At 46.5% G+C, this 20,336-nt stretch carries 23 protein-coding genes; 9 read left to right on the top strand and 14 right to left on the bottom strand.

Features of this window, described 5'->3' with window-relative positions; all coding sequences use genetic code 11:
• Positions 1 to 263 precede the first annotated feature (263 nt).
• The 6 genes from C8R30_RS09920 to purD all read left to right on the top strand — a co-directional run bounded on the left by C8R30_RS09920 (position 264) and on the right by purD (position 6,455).
• The gene (locus tag C8R30_RS09920; protein WP_090666446.1) at positions 264 to 731 is read left to right on the top strand and encodes a GlcG/HbpS family heme-binding protein; all 468 of its coding nucleotides are present in this window, start codon (positions 264 to 266) and stop codon (positions 729 to 731) included.
• A 236-nt stretch (positions 732 to 967) separates the two neighbouring features.
• Positions 968 to 2,143: an FAD-dependent monooxygenase gene (locus C8R30_RS09915; protein ID WP_107784480.1), complete on the top strand. Its 1,176-nt coding sequence runs from the start codon at positions 968 to 970 to the stop codon at positions 2,141 to 2,143.
• Positions 2,144 to 2,219: 76 nt separating this feature from the next.
• Complete coding sequence (gene dusB, locus C8R30_RS09910; protein WP_090666450.1) at positions 2,220 to 3,236, top strand: tRNA dihydrouridine synthase DusB; 1,017 nt, start codon at positions 2,220 to 2,222, stop codon at positions 3,234 to 3,236.
• A complete protein-coding gene (locus C8R30_RS09905; protein ID WP_090666452.1) occupies positions 3,233 to 3,475 on the top strand; it encodes a helix-turn-helix domain-containing protein in 243 nt (80 codons plus the stop codon). The genes dusB and C8R30_RS09905 overlap by 4 nt, the downstream gene beginning before the upstream one ends.
• Positions 3,476 to 3,484: 9 nt before the next feature.
• The gene (gene purH / locus C8R30_RS09900; RefSeq protein WP_107784124.1) at positions 3,485 to 5,044 is read left to right on the top strand and encodes a bifunctional phosphoribosylaminoimidazolecarboxamide formyltransferase/IMP cyclohydrolase; all 1,560 of its coding nucleotides are present in this window, start codon (positions 3,485 to 3,487) and stop codon (positions 5,042 to 5,044) included.
• 106 nt (positions 5,045 to 5,150) lie between these two features.
• On the top strand, positions 5,151 to 6,455 hold the full coding sequence (gene purD / locus C8R30_RS09895) for a phosphoribosylamine--glycine ligase (protein ID WP_090666456.1): 1,305 nt from the start codon (positions 5,151 to 5,153) through the stop codon (positions 6,453 to 6,455).
• 48 nt (positions 6,456 to 6,503) lie between these two features.
• Here the strand turns inward: purD and C8R30_RS09890 are convergent, their stop codons facing one another.
• The 9 genes from C8R30_RS09890 to C8R30_RS09850 form a co-directional block, all read right to left on the bottom strand.
• On the bottom strand, positions 6,504 to 6,758 hold the full coding sequence (locus C8R30_RS09890) for a BolA family protein (protein ID WP_090666457.1): 255 nt from the start codon (positions 6,756 to 6,758) through the stop codon (positions 6,504 to 6,506).
• Between the two features lie 89 nt (positions 6,759 to 6,847).
• Positions 6,848 to 7,603: an ABC transporter permease gene (locus C8R30_RS09885; RefSeq protein WP_107790042.1), complete on the bottom strand. Its 756-nt coding sequence runs from the start codon at positions 7,601 to 7,603 to the stop codon at positions 6,848 to 6,850.
• On the bottom strand, positions 7,600 to 8,514 hold the full coding sequence (locus tag C8R30_RS09880) for an ABC transporter ATP-binding protein (protein ID WP_107790041.1): 915 nt from the start codon (positions 8,512 to 8,514) through the stop codon (positions 7,600 to 7,602). Before C8R30_RS09880 ends, C8R30_RS09885 begins: the two co-directional genes overlap by 4 nt.
• A 47-nt stretch (positions 8,515 to 8,561) precedes the next feature.
• Complete coding sequence (locus tag C8R30_RS09875) at positions 8,562 to 8,861, bottom strand: STAS domain-containing protein (RefSeq protein ID WP_090666463.1); 300 nt, start codon at positions 8,859 to 8,861, stop codon at positions 8,562 to 8,564.
• 32 nt (positions 8,862 to 8,893) lie between these two features.
• The gene (locus C8R30_RS09870; RefSeq protein WP_090666465.1) at positions 8,894 to 9,514 is read right to left on the bottom strand and encodes an MlaC/ttg2D family ABC transporter substrate-binding protein; all 621 of its coding nucleotides are present in this window, start codon (positions 9,512 to 9,514) and stop codon (positions 8,894 to 8,896) included.
• 38 nt (positions 9,515 to 9,552) lie between these two features.
• Positions 9,553 to 10,011, bottom strand: a complete 459-nt coding sequence (mlaD, locus tag C8R30_RS09865; RefSeq protein WP_107784127.1) for an outer membrane lipid asymmetry maintenance protein MlaD — start codon at positions 10,009 to 10,011, stop codon at positions 9,553 to 9,555.
• Complete coding sequence (gene mlaE / locus C8R30_RS09860) at positions 10,011 to 10,808, bottom strand: lipid asymmetry maintenance ABC transporter permease subunit MlaE (RefSeq protein WP_090666469.1); 798 nt, start codon at positions 10,806 to 10,808, stop codon at positions 10,011 to 10,013. The genes mlaD and mlaE overlap by 1 nt, the downstream gene beginning before the upstream one ends.
• The gene (locus C8R30_RS09855) at positions 10,801 to 11,610 is read right to left on the bottom strand and encodes an ABC transporter ATP-binding protein (protein WP_107790040.1); all 810 of its coding nucleotides are present in this window, start codon (positions 11,608 to 11,610) and stop codon (positions 10,801 to 10,803) included. Before C8R30_RS09855 ends, mlaE begins: the two co-directional genes overlap by 8 nt.
• A gap of 115 nt (positions 11,611 to 11,725) precedes the next feature.
• Positions 11,726 to 13,168 (bottom strand): alanine/glycine:cation symporter family protein, encoded by a 1,443-nt coding sequence (locus C8R30_RS09850; RefSeq protein ID WP_258191994.1) that lies wholly within the window; start codon positions 13,166 to 13,168, stop codon positions 11,726 to 11,728.
• A gap of 107 nt (positions 13,169 to 13,275) precedes the next feature.
• Between C8R30_RS09850 and C8R30_RS09845 the strand changes: the two genes are divergently transcribed.
• Positions 13,276 to 14,103, top strand: a complete 828-nt coding sequence (locus C8R30_RS09845) for a thermonuclease family protein (protein WP_177182267.1) — start codon at positions 13,276 to 13,278, stop codon at positions 14,101 to 14,103.
• Positions 14,104 to 14,283: 180 nt separating this feature from the next.
• Complete coding sequence (locus C8R30_RS09840; RefSeq protein WP_219908842.1) at positions 14,284 to 14,655, top strand: diacylglycerol kinase family protein; 372 nt, start codon at positions 14,284 to 14,286, stop codon at positions 14,653 to 14,655.
• A gap of 89 nt (positions 14,656 to 14,744) precedes the next feature.
• On the opposite strand, the gene C8R30_RS09835 is transcribed toward C8R30_RS09840, so the two are convergent.
• Genes C8R30_RS09835 through coxB form a run of 4 tightly spaced genes read right to left on the bottom strand, consistent with a single transcriptional unit; the run spans position 14,745 to position 19,134 of the window.
• Positions 14,745 to 15,524, bottom strand: coding sequence for a cytochrome c oxidase assembly protein (locus C8R30_RS09835; protein ID WP_107790038.1), 780 nt, complete (start codon positions 15,522 to 15,524; stop codon positions 14,745 to 14,747).
• On the bottom strand, positions 15,521 to 15,871 hold the full coding sequence (locus C8R30_RS09830; protein ID WP_090666479.1) for a hypothetical protein: 351 nt from the start codon (positions 15,869 to 15,871) through the stop codon (positions 15,521 to 15,523). Before C8R30_RS09830 ends, C8R30_RS09835 begins: the two co-directional genes overlap by 4 nt.
• 1 nt (position 15,872) lies before the next feature.
• On the bottom strand, positions 15,873 to 18,389 hold the full coding sequence (ctaD, locus tag C8R30_RS09825; RefSeq protein WP_107790037.1) for a cytochrome c oxidase subunit I: 2,517 nt from the start codon (positions 18,387 to 18,389) through the stop codon (positions 15,873 to 15,875).
• Entirely contained in the window at positions 18,382 to 19,134 is a 753-nt protein-coding gene (coxB, locus tag C8R30_RS09820) for a cytochrome c oxidase subunit II (protein WP_219908841.1), read from the bottom strand. The genes ctaD and coxB overlap by 8 nt, the downstream gene beginning before the upstream one ends.
• Between coxB and C8R30_RS09815 the strand changes: the two genes are divergently transcribed.
• Positions 19,126 to 19,578 (top strand): DUF2231 domain-containing protein, encoded by a 453-nt coding sequence (locus C8R30_RS09815; RefSeq protein ID WP_181258728.1) that lies wholly within the window; start codon positions 19,126 to 19,128, stop codon positions 19,576 to 19,578. The two genes, coxB and C8R30_RS09815, sit on opposite strands and share 9 nt — an antisense overlap.
• Positions 19,579 to 19,623: 45 nt before the next feature.
• Here C8R30_RS09815 and C8R30_RS09810 read toward each other — a convergent pair whose 3' ends face one another.
• A complete protein-coding gene (locus C8R30_RS09810) occupies positions 19,624 to 20,037 on the bottom strand; it encodes a CopD family protein (protein WP_107790036.1) in 414 nt (137 codons plus the stop codon).
• Between the last annotated feature and the right edge of the window lie 299 nt (positions 20,038 to 20,336).

Here is a 20,336-nt window from a genome sequence, read left to right as displayed (position 1 = left end):
CATCTCCTAGAAAATAAAAAAACAGGATGGTTAAATCGAGATTTCTAAGTTGATCACTCAAGCTAGCGCTAACATTATGAGAGATTCTCTCCTTTCCAACAATCAGGAAGTCACACATTAGAAGATCTGACAGTCTGAATCACGTCTGCATGTGTTACAACGAAAAAAAGGCCAATCATCAATTTTTCTGTTACGATCATAGGTCACTGGTTTATTGCTCAGCGGATCGCTGACTGAAATTTTCATCAGGAGGTTATCATCAAATGAGATTAGCTTTATTCATGTTTCTCGTTTTTATTTCGTTAGCAGCGCAGGCAAACACCCGATTAACCTACTCTCAGGCAAACGAGATCGTTATGGCTGCTGCTAAACAGTGTGAACGTGATGGATATAACGTTTCTGTTGCCGTAGTGGATCAAAGCGGAGTGATAAGATCACAAATAAGAATGGATCACGCGGGTGCACACACCATAGAAAGCAGTTTCCGCAAAGCTTATACCTCCGCCAGCCTGAAATTACCTACCATGCGATTGGCAAAAATCGCCAGCAGTGACCCAGAGTTACATGGACTGCATCATATGGCCGATAATATCCTCATGCTCGGAGGCGGCTTACCCATCGTCATTGAGGGTGAAGTAGTAGGGGGTATCGGCGTGGGCGGTGCACCGGGCACACGCCTTGATGAAATCTGCGCAGAAGCGGGCCTAAAGATACTCCAAGAAAAAAAATAGCATCAGCATTACATTGAGGGGTGATGACGCCCATTTTTATACCTCTTATACCGAATGGCAGCAGTATCTTGCTCTAAGAATATAAGCTGGTACACTCAAGCGCTGAAGCTATGTTATCCTCACAGAGCTCGAATGGATAGCATGCAATCGAACAGAAAGCCCTAGCTGACACTGTCTCCAAAAAATTCATCACCTAATTTTTTGATTATTTACATACTTATTAATAGATTGTTGTCATGACTACTGATCGTTTCGATGTTGTCCTCGCAGGCGGGGGGCCGGTAGGCATGGCGCTTGCCCTTCGTTTGCATGCAAGGGCAATTCCGACCTTACTCCTGGAAGCACAAGGCGTACCTGAACAAGTCAAGGATCCACGCCCGCTTGCTTTGTCCTATGGTAGTCGCTTGATTTTACAACGCTTAGGTGTATGGGCTAGGTTGTCGCAAATTACACCGATCAATAAGATTCATATCTCCAATCGAGGCTACTTTGGTCGCACAGTATTAACTTCTCAGGAGGCAGGTGTGCCGGAATTGGGTTATGTAGTGAATTATCATGATTTACATCATTCAATGCATCAATTATTGCAGAGTAGTCGTGGCGCCAACTATCAGCTAGGTGCTATGGTTTCAAAATTGACAACGACTCCCGATGAAGCGACGGTCGAATACCAGCAACATGGGGAAAGTAAATGTGCGGCAGCAAAACTCCTTGTGCTGGCTGATGGTGGGCAGCTTGCCGCACAGATTCCCAATATTCGGTATCATGCGCATGAATACCAACAATGGGCAGTTGTGGCCAATGTCGAAACAACTATTCCGCAAAGTGGAATAGCCTATGAACGCTTTACCACTGATGGGCCGGTTGCTTTGTTACCGTCTGGAACGGGCTATGCGTTGGTATGGACCGTTCCAGCCCAATCCGTAAAGGAAATTCTTGCGCTGAATGATCAAGCTTTTCTGTCTGCGTTGCAATGCCATTTCGGTGATCGGCCCGGCAAATTTATTCATACAGGCAAACGCTCAGGATTTCCGCTTTCGTTAAAATATGCTGTACCAGCGACTGCAATGCGCACAGCACTGATTGGCAATGCTTCGCAGACGTTGCATCCTGTTGCGGGACAGGGTTTCAATCTCGGACTGCGCGATGCGTGGGAGTTATCCAGTGAGATCAGTACGTTATCCGCCACACCATCCAAAATAGGCAGTCAGGGAATGTTGCATAGCTATGAGCAAAAACGACAGCTTGATCGAAATGCCGGTAAATTTTTTACTGATTCCTTGGCAAAAATTTTTACGATTGACTTCCCCGTATTTCAGACATTTTGCGGCATTGGATTAAGCGTATTGGATTGCTTGCCGCCCGCTAAGCGCTTCGTAGCGCGGCGTATGATATTTGGCGCAAGAGGATAAATTTGTCGGATAAAATAGGTTGTATTGCACACTTTAACTACTATTTTGACAATACAGTATCAAATAAAAACACGTCATGCAGATTGGCCCTTATACCCTTAAGAATAAGTTGATCGTTGCGCCGATGGCCGGTGTGACCGATCGTCCTTTTCGGCAACTCTGCAAGCGCATGGGTGCAGCTATGGCGGTTTCGGAAATGGTATCAAGTAATTCTCTCTTATGGGGATCAGAAAAAACTCGTCGGCGTGCCAGTCATGAAGGCGAAGTCTCGCCTATCTCGGTTCAGATTGCGGGTGCTGACCCTAAAATGATGGCGGAGGCCGCACGCTACAATGCTGACCAGGGCGCACAACTCATCGATATCAATATGGGATGCCCAGCTAAAAAAATCTGTAATGTGATGGCAGGCTCCGCACTTTTGCAGAATGAAGTATTAGTTGGCAATATCCTAGATGCCGTAACAACCGCTGTCGATATTCCTGTTACGCTTAAAATTCGTACCGGCTGGGATACCCAACATAAAAATGCCGTTACCATAGCGCGGATCGCAGAAGATGCTGGAATACAAGCACTGGCTATCCACGGCCGAACACGTGCATGCGCCTATCGGGGTGAAGCCGAATACGACACTATCGCGGCGGTCAAGGCAGCCATCAAGATACCTGTTATCGCCAATGGCGATGTTGCGACTCCTGAGAAAGCAAAATATGTCATCGAATATACGCGTGCCGACGCCGTCATGATCGGGCGAGCAGCACAAGGCAGGCCCTGGATTTTCCGGGAGATTGATCATTACCTCAAGACGGGGCAATTTTTACCGTCTCCTAATGTTGCCGAGATACACCAGGTATTGATCCATCATTTACATGATCTATATCACTTTTATGGGGAATACTCGGGAGTACGTATCGCACGTAAACATATTTCCTGGTACACCAAAGGGTTGATAGGTTCGGCTACTTTCCGTCATAACATGAATCAGTTACAAACAGCCGAAGAACAATTAGCAGCAATCAGCACTTTTTTCTATCAGCTCGCTGATTATGGTCCAAGGCTCACCTATATTGAAGATGAGGAAGCGATGGCTGTATGAATCCCCTTAATGAAAATGAAATAGCCTGTTGTATCCGTAAATCTATCGAAGCCTACCTCAAGGACTTGGATGGCGAAAAACCATGCCCAATCTACGAAATGGTAATCCGTAGTGTTGAAAAACCCCTTTTCGAACTTGCAATGGAATATGCCGAAGGTAACCAAACCAAAGCTGCCGAATTGCTCGGTATCAATCGTAATACATTGCGAAATCGTTTAGCAAAGCATCAGATTAAATAGATTTGTGATATGACAATAAAACAAGCATTGATCAGTGTTTCAGACAAAGAAGGTATTGTTGAGCTGGCTAAGCGGCTTCATCAATTCGGTATCAAGATAATTTCTTCTGGAGGCACAGCGAAATTACTGCAGGAAGCGGACATAGCCGTTACAGAGGTCAGCGAATATACACAGTTCTCTGAAATGTTAGATGGACGGGTCAAAACGCTACATCCAAGAATTCATGCGGGTATTCTAGCCAGAACAGATCTTCCCGCACATCAGCAAGCCTTGCAGCAAGCTGAAATACCACCGATCGAACTCGTCATTGTCAACCTTTATCCTTTTATCGAGACGATTGCACAGGCTGATTGTACGCTGGAACAAGCCATTGAAAATATCGATATCGGCGGGCCAACCTTGATTCGGGCAGCTGCAAAAAATTATCGTCATGTAACAGTCATCACAGATCCTGATGATTACACCGTTTTATTGGCTGAAATGGAAGCTAACAAAGGTTCGGTCAGCCCAGAAAAACGTTTCCAGTTCGCGCAGAAAGCCTTCACACATACCGCACGCTATGACAGTGCGATCAGTAATTACTTAACCGCCACCGATTCCAACAGCCAAAGGCAACACTTCCCAGATGCGCTCAATCTAAATTTCGATATTGTTCAAACACTGCGTTATGGTGAGAACCCGCACCAGCAAGCTGTCTTTTATCGAGACGCCGACTCCCCCCCTGGCAGTCTTGCAAATTATTCTCAACTACAAGGCAAGGAATTATCTTATAACAATATTGCTGATACCGATGCCGCCTGGGAATGCGTGAAGACCTTCGACGCTCCCGCATGCGTCATCGTTAAACACGCCAATCCTTGCGGTGTGGCCATAGCTGACAACCCCCTTACTGCTTATCAGCTTGCTTTTGCGACGGACCCTACCTCCGCATTTGGCGGCATTATTGCGTTTAACCGTGCTGTCGACGCTCAGCTCGCAGAAGCCATCCTGAAACAATTTGTCGAGGTAATCATCGCCCCGGAATTTTCGCAGGAAGCACGCCAAACCCTAGCTCAAAAGAATAATATACGGGTACTTTTAGTACCGCTCCAAACCTGCTCCAACCAGCTCGAGTTAAAACGGGTAAGTGGAGGACTTTTAGTACAGACTTCCGATAGCCTCAATCTTAGCCAGCATCAATTAACCATCGTTTCCCGAGCGCAGCCCACACCTCAACAAGTCGAAGATTGCTTGTTCGCATGGCGCGTCGCAAAATTTGTCAAATCGAATGCCATTGTTTTTTGTGCACAAGGTCAGACACTTGGCATTGGTGCGGGTCAAATGAGCCGAATCGATAGTGCTCGTATCGCTTCGATCAAAGCCGAACATGCCGGTTTGAGTTTGATGGGATCTGTTGTCGCTTCGGATGCTTTTTTTCCGTTCCGGGATGGCTTAGATGTCGTTGTTGAAGCGGGTGCCAGAGCAGTCATTCAGCCTGGCGGTAGTGTACGGGATGAAGAAGTGATCAAAGCAGCCGATGAGCATGGTATCGTGATGATGTTTACCGGTATCCGGCATTTTAGACATTGATTCGAGTACGCCTCACGTTGCGCTTTAGCGACTCCCCTTCTTTTCACCCGATTCCCAATGATCATTACTTCAATATCCACAAGCGTCTTATTCTAAAAATAAATTCATGAAATTACTCGTAATTGGAAGCGGCGGTCGAGAGCATGCTTTGGCCTGGAAATTGAGCCAATCTCCTCGAGTGCGTCAAGTCTTTGTTGCGCCAGGCAACGCTGGTACGGCACTCGAGCAAGGTATAGAAAATATTGGTTTGACAGCGATTCCCGATCTTGTCTCATTCGCGCAAAAAGAAGATATCGCACTCACTGTCGTGGGTCCAGAAGCCCCATTAGCAGAGGGCATTGTCGATATTTTCCGCTCAGCGGGCCTCAAGATTTTTGGCCCCACCCAAAAGGGCGCCCAACTGGAAACTTCCAAAACGTTTTCTAAAGCATTTATGCAGCGTCATGGCATACCCACCGCTGGGTATGCCAGCTTTGACCAACCTTCTGATGCACATGATTATATTGACCAGAAAGAAGCGCCCATTGTCATCAAGGCAAATGGTTTAGCTGCTGGTAAAGGTGTGGTTGTTGCCATGACATCAGCAGAAGCGCACGAAGCCGTTGATACGATGTTGGTGGAAAATAAGCTAGGCGAGGCAGGTTCTCAGATTCTTATTGAGGATTATTTGGAAGGTGAGGAAGCGAGCTTTATCGTGATGAGCGATGGACGAAATATACTTCCGCTTGCCACGAGTCAGGATCACAAGCGCTTGCTGGATAACGATCAAGGGCCTAACACCGGTGGTATGGGCGCTTATTCACCTGCTCAGATCATCTCCCCTACCCTGCATGCCAAGATCATGCGTGAGGTTATCTATCCAGCCATACAAGGTATGGCACATGATGGCGAGCCCTATACCGGATTTCTTTATGCAGGAGTGATGATTACCCCACAAAAAGAAGTGAAAGTGCTCGAATTCAATTGCCGCATGGGCGATCCGGAAACACAACCTATCATGTTACGATTAAAATCCGATCTTTCCCTTTTGCTTGAGCATGCCGTAAACGGCATGCTGGACAAAATTGAAATCGAGTGGGACCGGCGGGCAGCGTTAGGTGTGATCATGGCTGCTGGAGGTTACCCAGGTATACCACGCAAACAGGATGTGATTACAGGTCTAACTGAAATCATGCGCCATCAAGCAGCCACCGACGAATTTCACGTATTCCATTCGGGAACGACTTTTGGCGATCAATCCAAGAATGAAATACTAACCGCAGGCGGGCGAGTGCTATGCGTTACGGCGCTCGGTGAAAACATCCGGTTGGCTCACCAGCGTGCTTATGAGATCGCCGATAAAATTCACTTCGAAGGTTGCCAGATGAGGCATGATATCGGCTACAGAGGGATGGATACTCACGACAAATAAATCATCACAGACGTATGCAGATTTTCAATTGTTGCATCAACCTATTCTCTAGCGCTTAGCTTGCTGATATTCGGCCCATTGTTCAGGGGTGAGCGTTTTCATGGATAACGCGTGAATTTCCTGCTCCATCTTTCCGCGTAATGCACGATAAACCAATTGATGCTGCTGAATCATGCTCTTTCCCCGGAATTGCTCGCTGACAATGACAGCACTGAAATGCCGCCCATCGTCACCCTCTACTCCCACCCATTCACAAGGTAGTGAGGTCGTAATGCATTCTTTAATATAATCTGAAGTAATCAACTTTCAAACCTCCATTAAAAAAATTAATAAATCGTCCCATTTTTGCTGGCATTTTAAAAGAACGATGAAAACCAGAAGCGATATTGTGGCTAATGGCGGATTTTATAACCCGCTTTGAGCATCCATAATGTTAGCCATGACACGGCTCCCGAAAACAATACCACAACCGACAAACTCAAGTAGGGCGAAATATCGGATACCCCTAGAAACCCGTAACGAAGCCCATCTACGATATAAAAGAAAGGATTCAAATGCGATAAATGCTGCCATATAGCTGGCAGTGAGTGAATAGAATAAAATACGCCGGATAAAAAAGTCAGCGGTAGGATAATAAAATTTTGAAAGGCCGCGAGTTGATCAAATTTATCTGACCAGATTCCAGCTATGATTCCTAGTGAGCCGAGCAACAGACTTCCTGTAAATACAAATAATAATGCCCATAAAGGATGCGCCATAGGGGTATCGAACAACATTAAGGTTGCGCCATAAACACCCAAACCCACTATGATTGCGCGTACTACCGATGCACAGACATAAGCCAGAAATATTTCTAAATAGGATAGCGGCGACAATAAGATAAATACAAGGTTACCCGATATTTTCGATTGGATCAGACTAGAAGATGAATTTGCGAATGCATTCTGCAAGGCTGTCATCATCACGAGCCCCGGAATCAAAAAGGTAGTATAAGCAACCCCTTGATAGACCTGAATGCGTGTTTCCAGTACATGAGAAAAAATAAGCAAGTAGAGCATGCTAGAGAGTATGGGAGCCAACAGAGTTTGAAAGCTTACTTTCCAGAACCTCAACAGCTCTTTATAAAATAACGTATAAAAACCTATCATGGTGTTTCTAGAGATTGTGCTCCCATGATTTTCACAAAGACTTCTTCCAGATCGGGTTGCTGCAACTGCATTTCCAATACCTGAATGTTTTCCTGCCGTAACATGGCTAGCAATAACTCTATTTGCGGGTAGTTCTCCATCTTAAAATAATGGAACCCTTCAGAGCTGCTTGTTGGCCATGACTGCAAAGCTGCGGGTAACTTCTCACAAGAAAGACGCATTTGAACGGTTAACCCTTGGATACTTTTGATGAGATTACGAATACTGTCCAATACCACAATCTTGCCCTGCTTGAGCATAGCTACCCGATTACAGAGTGCTTCTGCTTCTTCGAGGTAATGGGTTGTCAAAACAATCGTGTGACCATCCCGGTTAAGTTGTTTAATGAACTGCCATAGCGCCTGACGTAATTCCACGTCTACACCCGCCGTGGGTTCATCCAGAATAATGACAGGAGGTTTGTGGACGAGTGCCTGAGCGACCAGAACCCGCCGTTTCATCCCCCCTGATAGCGCACGCATATTGGTATCGGCCTTGCGCGTGAGGTCTAGCCGATACAAAATTTCATCAATCCATGCATCATTCTTGCGAATGCCATAGTAGCCGGATTGAATGACGAGCAATTCTCTTACAGTAAAAAAAGGATCATAGACTAATTCTTGTGGAACGACCCCGAGTTTTCTCCGTGATTGGCCATAATCGGCCACCACATCATGTCCCATAATCTTTGCCTGGCCACTACTCGCTATTGTCAAACCGGCAAGAATACTGATAAGTGTTGTTTTGCCCGCCCCATTAGGGCCTAGTAAAGCAAAGAACTCGCCTGTATCAATGGTAAGCTGGATATTATCCAAAGCTAATAAATCGCCATAACGCTTACTTAGCTTCTGGATTTCAATAGCAGCAGCCATAAATGAACGATCTGTTAACAGCGCTATGATTAATCAGGAATTTCTCTTTATTTCCGGATACCGGTATCAATCGGAATAAAATCGCTCACACCATAGAGCTGCACAAGACTCGCAAGATTCTCGGGAAGGTTCTTAAAATGGAGCTGCTGGTCTCGACGTTGCGCCATGCGTAACCATTCAAGCAACATACTGACAGCTGAGGAGTCAACTTCTGTCACTTCACTCAAATCAACCACCAAGTGATCGTCATCTAATAGAGTAAAGCCCTGCTGAGTCATTTCCACAACATTATCGACAAGGATTGCGCCGTGCACGACGACCTTCCCACCATCCCGCTGAATTGTCATACTGGCATCAAAGGAGTATATGATCAGGAGGCTTATTGACCTTCCAAGGATTTATTCTTTTTCACGAGCGAAGCAATCAAACCATCGACACCCGTTCTTCTGATCTCGCTATTAAAAGAGCTACGATAATTGGTCACCAGACTGACACCCGCCACAGTCACATCATAGACTTTCCAGCCACTTTCGGTTTTCTCCATACTATAGTCGATAGGTACAGGCTCTCTACCTCGCCCCTGAATAACGCGTGTCTTGACCGTCGTGCGTTTAGCATCGGCTTGGGTGGTTAACGGCATGACTTCGATCATTTCATCACGGTAATTCGTTAGTGCGTTGGAATAGGTTCTTACCAGCAAAGTTTGGAATTCATCCACCAAAACTTTTTGTTGCTGGGGATCAACTTTGGTCCAGTTTTTACCCATTGCCAGCCGGGTCATGCGGTTGAAATTGAAATGAGGCAGTATTTTGGTTTCGATCAAATCGAGCACTCGATCCTTATCGCCCTTCTTAATGCCGTTATCTTGCTTAAGAATGGCAATGACTTCGTCTACCGTGCTTTTTACCAAAATGTCGGGTGCCATCTCCTTGGCCAGCACTGGAAGTGCCAGCCAGAAGAAAACAACCAATAAAATCGTATTTTGAATAAGTTGCTTCATATCCACCTCATTAAATGTATTTTTACTTACAGCAATGTTTAATCTTCGGCAGCCTTGTCAAATAGGAAACGTCCGATCATCTCCTCCAGAACCATGGCTGAATTGGTTTTCATGATCTTATCACCTTCTTCCAACATCTCCTCGTCCCCTCCAGGTGACAAACCAATATACTGTTCTCCCAGTAATCCAGAGGTCAGGATACTTGCGAAAGTATCCTTAGGAAAACGGTAAAATGAATTGATATCCATCGTCACAACCGCATCGTAGGTTTCCAAACTGAACTGAATATCCGTAACTCGCCCCACCACGACACCTGCACTTTTAACAGGGGCTCTTACTTTTAAACCACCGATATTTTCAAAATTCCCAAAAAGGGTATAACTCTCACCTGTGTTATAACTCGTCAAATTGCCAACTTTTAATCCAAGTATCAATAACGATACCATGCCGGCCAATACGAACAATCCAACCCAAAAATCCATTATTGTTCGCTGCATCAGTCTACCCCTCTGAACATAAATGCGGTTAAAACAAAATCCAATCCTAAAATTGCCAATGCAGAGGTCACCACAGTGCGTGTCGTGGCACCTGATACCCCCTCAGCGGTGGGTGGTGCATCGAATCCTTCAAAAACAGCTATTGCCGCAACGGCCACACCAAAAAAACAGCTTTTGATCACCCCATTTACGATGTCATAACGAAAATCGACCGCATTCTGCATGGATGACCAGAACGCACCTTCATCAACCCCTATAAAAACGACCGTCACTAAATAGCCGCCAAATACACCCATGACAGAAAATAAAGCCGCCAGTAACGGCATGGAAATCACACCCGCCCAGAATCGTGGCGCAACCACGCGAGCGACCGGATCGACTGCCATCATCCCCATCGCCGAGAGTTGCTCGGTCGCCTTCATCAAGCCGATCTCTGCGGTGATCGCAGAACCCGCACGGCTGGCAAATAGCAATGCCGACATCACCGGGCCTAATTCACGTACAAGAGACAGCGCCACGAGCGTACCCACCGCTGATTCGGAGCCATACTTCTGCAATGTTTCATAACCTTGCAATCCCAACACCATCCCGACAAACAAACCGGATACTAAGATAATGATGAGCGACAACACACCTACGAAATAGATTTCTCTGATAACGAGGCCAAAGCGTAAAAAGCTGGTTGTTGATTTCAGCAACACCAAGATAAAAAAACGCGCCGCGCAACCTAAACGCCAAATGCCATCGATGGCGCGATGGCCTATAGCCTGGATACCAGCAGCAATACGTTTATACAAATTGAACCTCCAGCTTTAAATCTTTTCGATACGTTTCGGCAGGGTAATGGAAAGGCACCGGACCATCTTCCTCTCCATGAACAAACTGATGAACGAATGGCATCGTTGATCCTTTGACTTCTTCGGGTGTGCCATGCGCAGCAATCGCACCATCCGCCAGAAAATAGACGTAGTCGACAATTTTCAAGGATTCCTGTACGTCATGTGTAACAATGATGGAAGTCATGCCCAGCGCGTCGGTCAAACGACGGATCAAACTTCCAATAACACTCAAAGAAATGGGATCTAACCCGGTAAAAGGTTCATCGTACATAATCAAAAGAGGGTCCAGTGCAATGGAGCGCGCCAAAGCAACGCGCCTCGCCATCCCGCCAGACAATTCAGCGGGCATTAAATGTGAAGCACCGCGTAAACCGACCGCATGCAGCTTCATCAGAACCAAATCACGGATCATCGATTCAGGCAGATTGGTATGTTCACGCATTTGAAATGCGACGTTGTCAAATACGCTCAAATCCGTAAACAGTGCGCCGAATTGGAATAACATCCCCATCTTCCTGCGCAATTTGAACAATTCGTTTCTGCTGAGCTGATGGACAACCTGACCGGCAACTTCGACATGACCCGCTGAAGGTTTGACCTCCCCGCCAATCAAGCGCAGTAGGGTCGTCTTGCCAGAGCCGCTCCCGCCCATAATGGCAATAACCTGTCCTCGCGACATGGTCATGTTGACACGCTTAAGAATGGGACGATCAGTGTAGGAAAAAGCGAGATCCTTGATTTCGATCAGATGTTCTGACATTACATACAACGAATGGTAGATTGATATATTTAAGCAGAATGTCGAATTTTAATCCAGAATCCATTCGCTCATCACGCCATCTTTCAATTATTTATAAAATAGTTATGTTTCAGAGTTATTTTACTTTGAAACTTTGCGCATAAACCTGAAGGTCTCGCTTTATTTCAGGCGCAAGTAGATAGAGACCGATGATATTCGGGATAGCCATGGCGAGCACCATCGCATCCGTAAATAAGATGATATTGGATAGCTCAGCTGAAGCGCCAATCACAATGAAGCCGCAGTACATCATTTTATAAATGGTTTCTATCTTATCATCCTCTCCAAAAAGATAAGTGGCACACTTCAGCCCATAATAGGACCATGAAATCATAGTGGAATAGGCGAATAAAAAAACCGTTATCGCTAGCACATACGGAAACCAATCGATCGCAGAAGCAAACGCACGAGACGTCAAAGCAATTCCTTCCATGCCATTTCCTTCGATGTACGTGCCTGAAATAACGATTACCAAAGCGGTCACCATGCATATGATGACTGTATCGATGAATGGACCGAGCATGCCCACCAAACCTTGACTAATCGGTTTATCGGTTCTCACAGCAGAATGCGCAATGGCTGACGATCCAACACCGGCTTCATTCGAAAACGAAGCGCGTTGTACGCCAACTAGCAATGCGCCCATCAGTGCACCTATTCCTGCTTGGGGACACAGCGCCAGCTCAAAAATTTGCTGGAGTGCCCCGAAAATATTTTCATAATGTATTCCGATAACAATCATTCCGGTAACCATATAAAGCATTGCCATAATCGGCACGATTCTGCTCGCGACTGCCGCGATCCACTGAATACCGCCAAGAATCACCAATCCGACCAGAAATGCAGTCAATAAGCCAAACAGCCAGCCCTTGTTCGCCCAGAAGCTCGCATCTCCACCTGTTACGATCAATGCTTGCTGATAGGCCTGGTTGACCTGAAACAAGCTGCCGGCACCTAATGTGCCGCCAATACAGCACACGGCAAACAGCCCCGCCATAAATTGGCCTAATCGCCGTTTTCCGTACCGTTCAAAGACACTGCGCAGATAATACATCGGTCCACCAGAAATTTTTTCTGGATGCTGCTTGGAACCATGCTGCCGATATTTCACACCTAACGTGACTTCAGCAAATTTAGTCGACATGGCGAACAATCCCATCACCGCCATCCAGAATGCCGCCCCCGGCCCTCCTAAAGAAATCGCCACAGCAACACCGGCGATATTGCCTAGTCCGACTGTGCCCGATAGAGAGGTCATCAAACCTTGAAAGCGGTTAATTTCTCCATCAGCCTGTTGGTTGTCGTGTTTGCCACGCAGCAGCTCGACCGCATGCCTAAAGTAGCGAAAATTAACGAAATCGAAGTAAATAGTGAAACACAATGCAGCGACTACCAACCAAACCAGAATCAAGGAAATATCCAATCCCATAAGGGATACACTATAAAAAACAATCGAGGCAACTGCACTGGATAGGGGTTCGAAAGCAGCATCGATTGTTTTATCAATTTCCATCATCATTAATTTCTCAAAGAATGGTTTCAAGCAGTTAAATAGTAAAATGACGGCTTTTCTAGCAATAAACCAAATTTGGTCATTATAAAGTAATGCCATCACTAGAATTGATCATGAAAATATTCTCACGCCTGCTGATAACGTTTATCTGCCTAAACCTGACTGCTTGCTCTGCCAATACAATCTATCGTTCGCAAGATGCGCGAGGAAGTGTCACTTATTCGGATATTCCCACGCCCGGCGCCAAGCCTATCCGCCTATCCACGTCTACTCAGCGATCCTCACATCAAGTCGCCAAGGTGTTGGACGGCGATACCCTCGTATTGAAAACCGGCGAACGTGTTAGATTGCTTGGCGTCAATGCACCCGAGATCCAAAGCCGCCATCGAGATGGTGAACCCGGCGGAATGGCTGCCAAAGCATGGTTACAACATAAAATCGGGGGCCGTCGCGTTCACCTGGAATACGATCAAGAAAAGCAAGATCGATATAACCGATTGCTCGCCCACCTTTACTTGCCCAATGGTGAACACGTTAATCTTACGCTTCTTGAAAAGGGGTTGGCTGTCGTTAACTTGCTTCCACCCAATCTCCGCCATGCTGATGCTATGATCAGAGCCCAGCAGCGTGCAGAAAAACAGCAGCTGGGGATTTGGTCCTTATCGGATTACACCCCCCGCCCTCTAGCAAAAATATCGCAGAAATCACGCGGCTGGCAGCGCTTCTTGGGCACAGCTACTTCGCTGAAGCGCACCAAGCGATACAGCCGCCTAATTTTTAACGATAAAATCGATATTCGAATCGACAATAACCACCTCTCATTATTTCCTCCACTGGAAACCTATCTTCACAAACCATTGGAAGTACGAGGTTGGGTGTCACGCAGAAACGATCATTATTCGATTCAGATACATCACCCAAGTGCACTTGTTTTACGCTAATTTTGACGATGCCTTCGCTCAAAAATGGGCCAGCGCTACATCTATTTCTAAACCAAAGGTAATTTTCTCCCTCCTGCAGAATGAAGAAATTAGCAGATGAATCAATGATTCGATAATTTTTGTGCCACGATGCGTGTTTTAATACTAAATAATGGACATCTCCAAAGTCGCGAGGAAAATTTGAATAAAACGGCTTCTTTCTCATTTATCGCCAGGATAAAAAGCTTTCGCTATGCTTTTGCGGGTATTGCAGTCCTGATCAAAACGCAGCACAACGCAAGAATTCATCTGATTGCGACCACGCTCGTCACCGGTGGCGGGTTATTTTTTCAAATCAACTACATCGAGTGGTGTCTGATTATACTGGCGATCATGGCGGTATGGATTTCAGAGGCTTTAAACACAGCCATAGAATTTTTGTGTGATATCGCTTCACCTACGGCCCACCCGCTCATTAAAAAATCCAAAGATTTGGCAGCAGGCGCAGTATTGATCAGTGCTGCAGGCGCTATGATTATCGGGTTAATCGTTTTTATGCCTTACTTTCATTAGGCTGCCGTAAGATCACTGATATAAATTACACGCACTAGATGGATGCTGGGTTGTCAGCACCACTCTTCAAGTGAAGATTACACAATCGTTTACCTGCTTGCATTGCGTTTCAACCAGTTCATGCTGAACCAAACACTTGCTACCAAATAGGGTAAGCCGCCTGGGACCCACATGATCAATCCCGCCAACTGTTGGTCCTGAAGATCATGAGCATCTAAGTAGAGTAGTGTATGAGAGAAGGTAAGCAAAGCACCGAGCATACCCGTATGCATCACGGTCAATAGCAATGCAAGAAAAGCAGTCGAATTGCGCTGGCTTAATACTGACCACCAGAATATGCTGGCGCTGAACACTAAGCAGGCATGTCCGGTGAAGTGCCACCCCGGATGAATTAAAGCACTATTATAAAATCCTGGCATATGCCATAGCCAAATGGCTATGGCATGTATGAAGGCTGCCTGTATTGGGTTACGGGTTAGATAAAATAAAGACTTGAATAACTTCCTGCCAACCCGCCCGCTCACCGCCAGCCATTGTGGCAAAGGGCGCGAAAGTAGATAAAGCGGCACGATCAACGTCATCAACCACATATGCTCAGCCATATGCCATGCGGCACTTCTATCCATCCAACCATGCAGAGAAGCAATGATGATTAAGATGGCAGCTAGGCTAGCGCCATGGAATAGCCACTTCTGCTGAAAAGTGGCTGGTATACGCTTCGTACCGGCGAGATACAAAAGCCATGAAATAGCCAGCAAACCTCCCCCAAGAATATCTAGAAGATGAGCTTTTCCGGGCTCTTCGCTACCACCATGCGCCTCTGCCATGCCAGCAAGTAGAATCGTAACGATAAATAAGCTAAATTTCACAAGCACGGCGGCAGCAATAATACCACTCCCCCCAGACTGAAGGTTGCGACAGCGCCGACCAAATTGATACTCGCCCCCAGTTTAGCGATAAACAGATAGGAGGTATTCTCACGCTTATTTCCAGCACGTGCGGCACGCCAGCAAATACTGGCCCAGTATAGCAGCAACCCTGTAATTACGATCGTATTGATCAAAAGTGCGACATTGATCCAGGTTAAAGTACCTTGATCAGCTGACGGTGGGGCTACCGCACAGGCAGTTGCCAAGGCACCATACATCAAGGCGAACCAAGTGAACCAGACGACCAGGCCTAATGCTAGCTGGAGTGGATGAAAAGGCGATAGCATTTCACATTCCTCCCCACGCGCTAGGTAACAGTAAGATCACAAGCAAACTGATCCAGAACACGCCAACCGTATATAACCACCACGGTTCCAAAACGGCTACTTCATAGGGAACTGATTTCCCAACATAACCGTACGCGACACGCTTTGCTTGCAATCCCGTTACGATAACAGCCAGCCCGCCATGAAATAGCAGATACGCTAGAAACACTGCAATCACAGCATCATGGGCGGTATGCGTAACCATCAATGGTGCGGTTGTCCATATCCATAGCAGCATGCAGCAATGTGCTAAACCTAAAGTGGTTATTCCCCATAGTTGATATTGCAGGTAATGATCGTCCCCAGCCTTAAGTCTTTGTAAGACACGTCTATACCAATAAGCAGCACCACTCAATAATACGCCCGCAATCACGAGAGTTGTCCAAGCCAAAGGCGCTGCATCGGGTACTTGCCAATTAGGCCCAATTACCCATAAATAAAGCCAACCGAACAACAAAGACAAGAATAGTGCACCGTCAGAAAACAATGTTACAACCATGCCCCACAAGCCGGGACTATCGAACGTTCTGGAATGTAAAGGGGGATACCCCGGTTTCACACGCGCATCCGGAGCGGCTCCCGGGTGCGCACCATTTATCCAAGACCAGCGCAATAACAATAACAAACTGATCAGTAGAGCGATAAGCGCGATTTCATAGGTTCTAATCAATAAACTGATACACAGCACCGACAGCACTAGGGCCGCGTAAAATGGTAACCAAGAATTACCGGGCAAATGAATGATATCCCGTATTTTGCCTGTAACGGGGTCGGAGCCCCAGGTTTCGCGCCGCCCATGATCGATTTCTGATAGCGTATGCCGACCCTCGGCAATGGTCGCTTGCAAGCTGGTTTCTGTCCACATTGGATGACGGGTTGGATCGGCCGGTAGACTAATGAAATTGTAAGGCTGTGGAGGCGTACTTGTTGCCCATTCTAGCGTATCGGCATGCCATGGATTGACTCCCGCCGGACGGCCAATACGAAAATGCAAGATAATGTCGAACAAGATCATCGCAATTCCCATAGCAAGAATAAAACCACCAACCGACGACACGGCATTAGGCAAATCCCACCCCAGACCTGCTTCATAAGTATAAATGCGGCGAGGCATACCAAGCAGACCTGTCAGATGCATGATCAGGAACGTCATGTTGAAGCCGATAAAGGTTAGCCAGAATCCCCAGCGCGCAAGCTTATCGGACGGCATCCTCCCGGAGAAATGTGGCAACCAATAGTACAAACCTGCAATCAGAGGAAATAGCATGCCGCCAATAATCACATAATGCAGGTGCGCAACGACAAAATGTGTATCATGCACCTGCCAGTTAAAAGGCACCAATGCCAACATGACGCCTGTCAATCCACCTGCCAGAAAAATAACCAAGAACCCCAACAACCAAAGCATCGGAATATGATAGACAGGACGGCCAGTCCATAGCGTTGCTATCCAGGCAAAAAATTGAATACCAGTTGGAATCGCGATCAGCATGCTGGCCACCGAGAAAAAAGCTTGTGCAAGCTGCGGTATACCGATTGTAAACATGTGATGCACCCAAAGACCAAAACTGATAAAACCAGTCGAGATCGCCGCCAATACGACCCACCGATATCCTACGATCGGCCGGCGTGCAAACACAGGGATCAGGGTAGAAACAATACCGGCCGCGGGTAGAAAAATGATATAGACCTCAGGGTGGCCAAATAACCAGAACAAATGCTGCCATAAAATGGGATCACCGCCGCGCGCAATATCAAAAAAAGGCATCCCCACTGCCCGTTCTAGTTCCAATAAGATACTACCAAGTATCAGTGGTGGAAAGCCAAATACGATCATAAAAGCCATGACCAAAATATACCAACAGAACAATGGCATATGCAGTAACGCCATGCCAGAAGTCCTGCTGCGTAAAATGGAAACGACCAGCTCTACACCTGCCGAGACGGCTGAAATTTCTACAAAAGTGATGCCGAGTAGCCAAAAATCGATATTGGGCCCAGGAGAGTAAACTTCGTTACTCAATGGCGTATAGACAAACCAGCCAGCAGAGGGTGCAATACCCAATACCAGACTCGATAATAAGATGATGCTGCCGAATAGATAACACCAATAACCGAATGCACTGAGTCGCGGAAACAGTAAATCTCGAGCACCAATCATTTTGGGAATCAGATAAAGCGCTAACCCCTCGACCATCGGCACGGCAAAAAGAAACATCATGATCGTGCCGTGCATTGTAAATAATTGATTGTATAGCTCCGGGCCAATGATTTCCTGCTCCGGCAAAGCGAGTTGTGTGCGCATCAACATTGCCAGCAAACCACCGATCAAGAAGAATACGCCACCTGTAACCATAAAACGGATACCGATCGTCGTATGGTTGACAATCGTCAATGCGCGCCAACCCTGTGGGTTACCCCATACTTTCATGAAATCGTTATGGAGCCTGGCTGGCAATTTTTGGGTTTTCTCATTCATGCTTATATCCCTCCATCCATGCCACAAAGCTTTCCGGCGTATGCGCCTCAATAAACAAAATCATTTCAGCATGCCCTTTACCACAAAATTCTGCACACTGGCCACGAAAATGCCCCACTGTATCAGCTTCGAGCCGCAGCACATTGGTGCGCCCAGGAATGGCATCGATTTTGCCACCTAGTTTTGGTACCCAGAAAGAGTGGATCACATCAATGCTGCTTACATGAATGTCAACCGGCCTACCCACCGGCAAATGGAGTTGATTCTTCGTTACGATACCGGCATCGACGTAACGGATCTCCCACCACCATTGCTGTCCGATAACCTCAATGTGCAATGGATTTTGATCCTCTAGCGGTAGCGGTAGTAAACGATAGCCTATCGGTATGCCAAAGCTAAGTAAGAGGGTAAGGCTGACAATGGGTAACACTAAGCCCCCCCCGATAATCCAACGATTACCGATCTGATACGCCTCGGTTTCCGTCATCGATGGCGGTTTGCGCCACATTGCATAAAGCCATAGCATGACGATAATGCATAAAATTGCAGCAGAAAAACCAAACATCCACCACCATAAATCGGCAATGGCAAGAGCTGATGGACCGGAAGGATCTAACGCCGATTGAGGGCCTGCGCAACCACCTAGAAAAAAAAAGATGTTAATCAACCCTAACGGAGCTAAACTACGAATAACCGTTTTCCATATTGCTTCGGGTTCCAAATGGGGAGGATAACGATGATGCAAGAACCTATTATTAGTCGCATGTCGATTGGTGGGCATCCGATTCACCCGATGGTGATTCATTTTCCGGTTGCTTTCCTGCTCGGCTTGGTCGGTGCTGATTTGGCCTATCTCTATACAGAAGACTCGTTCTGGATACGCGTTGGTCTGTGGCTGGCAGGCCTGGGCAGCTTGGCTGGCTGGTTGGCTGGAATGGCTGGCTTGATAGATTTGCTGAGCGTGCCGCGAATCCGAAATCTGACCATTGCCTGGATCCATGGGCTGATGGCCGTGATGACGCTGGCACTGGCTTCGTTCAACTGGTTGTTGCGTTACAAGGCCGATGGTGTATTTGATCCATGGGGATTGTATGTCTCGTTGCTGACCGCGGCACTGCTTACCATCACCAGTCTCCTTGGTGGTCAAATGGTTTACCGGCATGCTGTCGGCGTTCATGCTAAATCTTGATTGATATTGCCATATGTTGGATTCTAGATATCGCATGATTTGCTCCTAAAAGGGCTTGGTCAGTACGACCCAGATAATACTCAATATCAGTATGATCGTTCCTGCCCCTATGAGTGCACAAAATGGCCCTATATTTCTGTTGGATGACTCCTGCACAAGCAGGATCATCCAGCCCATAAGCGCATGGCACAACACCAAGGTCGCGACGAGAGTAAGTTTCAAGATAAGCCATGCATCAGCAATCTCACCCGCGACGAATAACGTGGTACCTGAAACAATGGCAATCAACGCGGCAGGTGTCAGAATTAATCGATAAATCGTCAGCACCATCCTGATGTGACGCTGCTGCTCCGAGGTTGATTGCAAAGATGTCGTACCGGCTATCAGTGCAGGTAGATACAACAAGGTTCCGCACCAACATAACACAGCAGAAATATGTAATAGCAAGAGCCAGAGCATGATCGTCCCTTTTGCATGATTGAGTCCATCTCTGTCGGCCTGGATATAAAATTATTTGCAAAATTGTCTATTAACAACTGATGGGCTATTTTCCCCTATCAGGATAACATTTACCCTAACACTCCAGACATTCCACACCTACTTGCACATTGTGCTTTAGAAAGTGTCGACCTTTATCTAGTTGATGTCAACATTATGGAAATAATCATGTTTTATCAGCCGGACTCTCTATCGAATTCATTCGAAAAACAATGGGCATGTCATCAATCCTAAACTGCTGATTAATTATAAAAAAACTT

Source organism: Nitrosomonas nitrosa (assembly GCF_003051105.1).
In the GTDB taxonomy this organism is placed as follows: Bacteria; Pseudomonadota; Gammaproteobacteria; order Burkholderiales; family Nitrosomonadaceae; genus Nitrosomonas; species Nitrosomonas nitrosa.
Note: the sequence above shows the minus strand (reverse complement) of the source record. Positions and strands in the feature narration are given on the sequence as shown.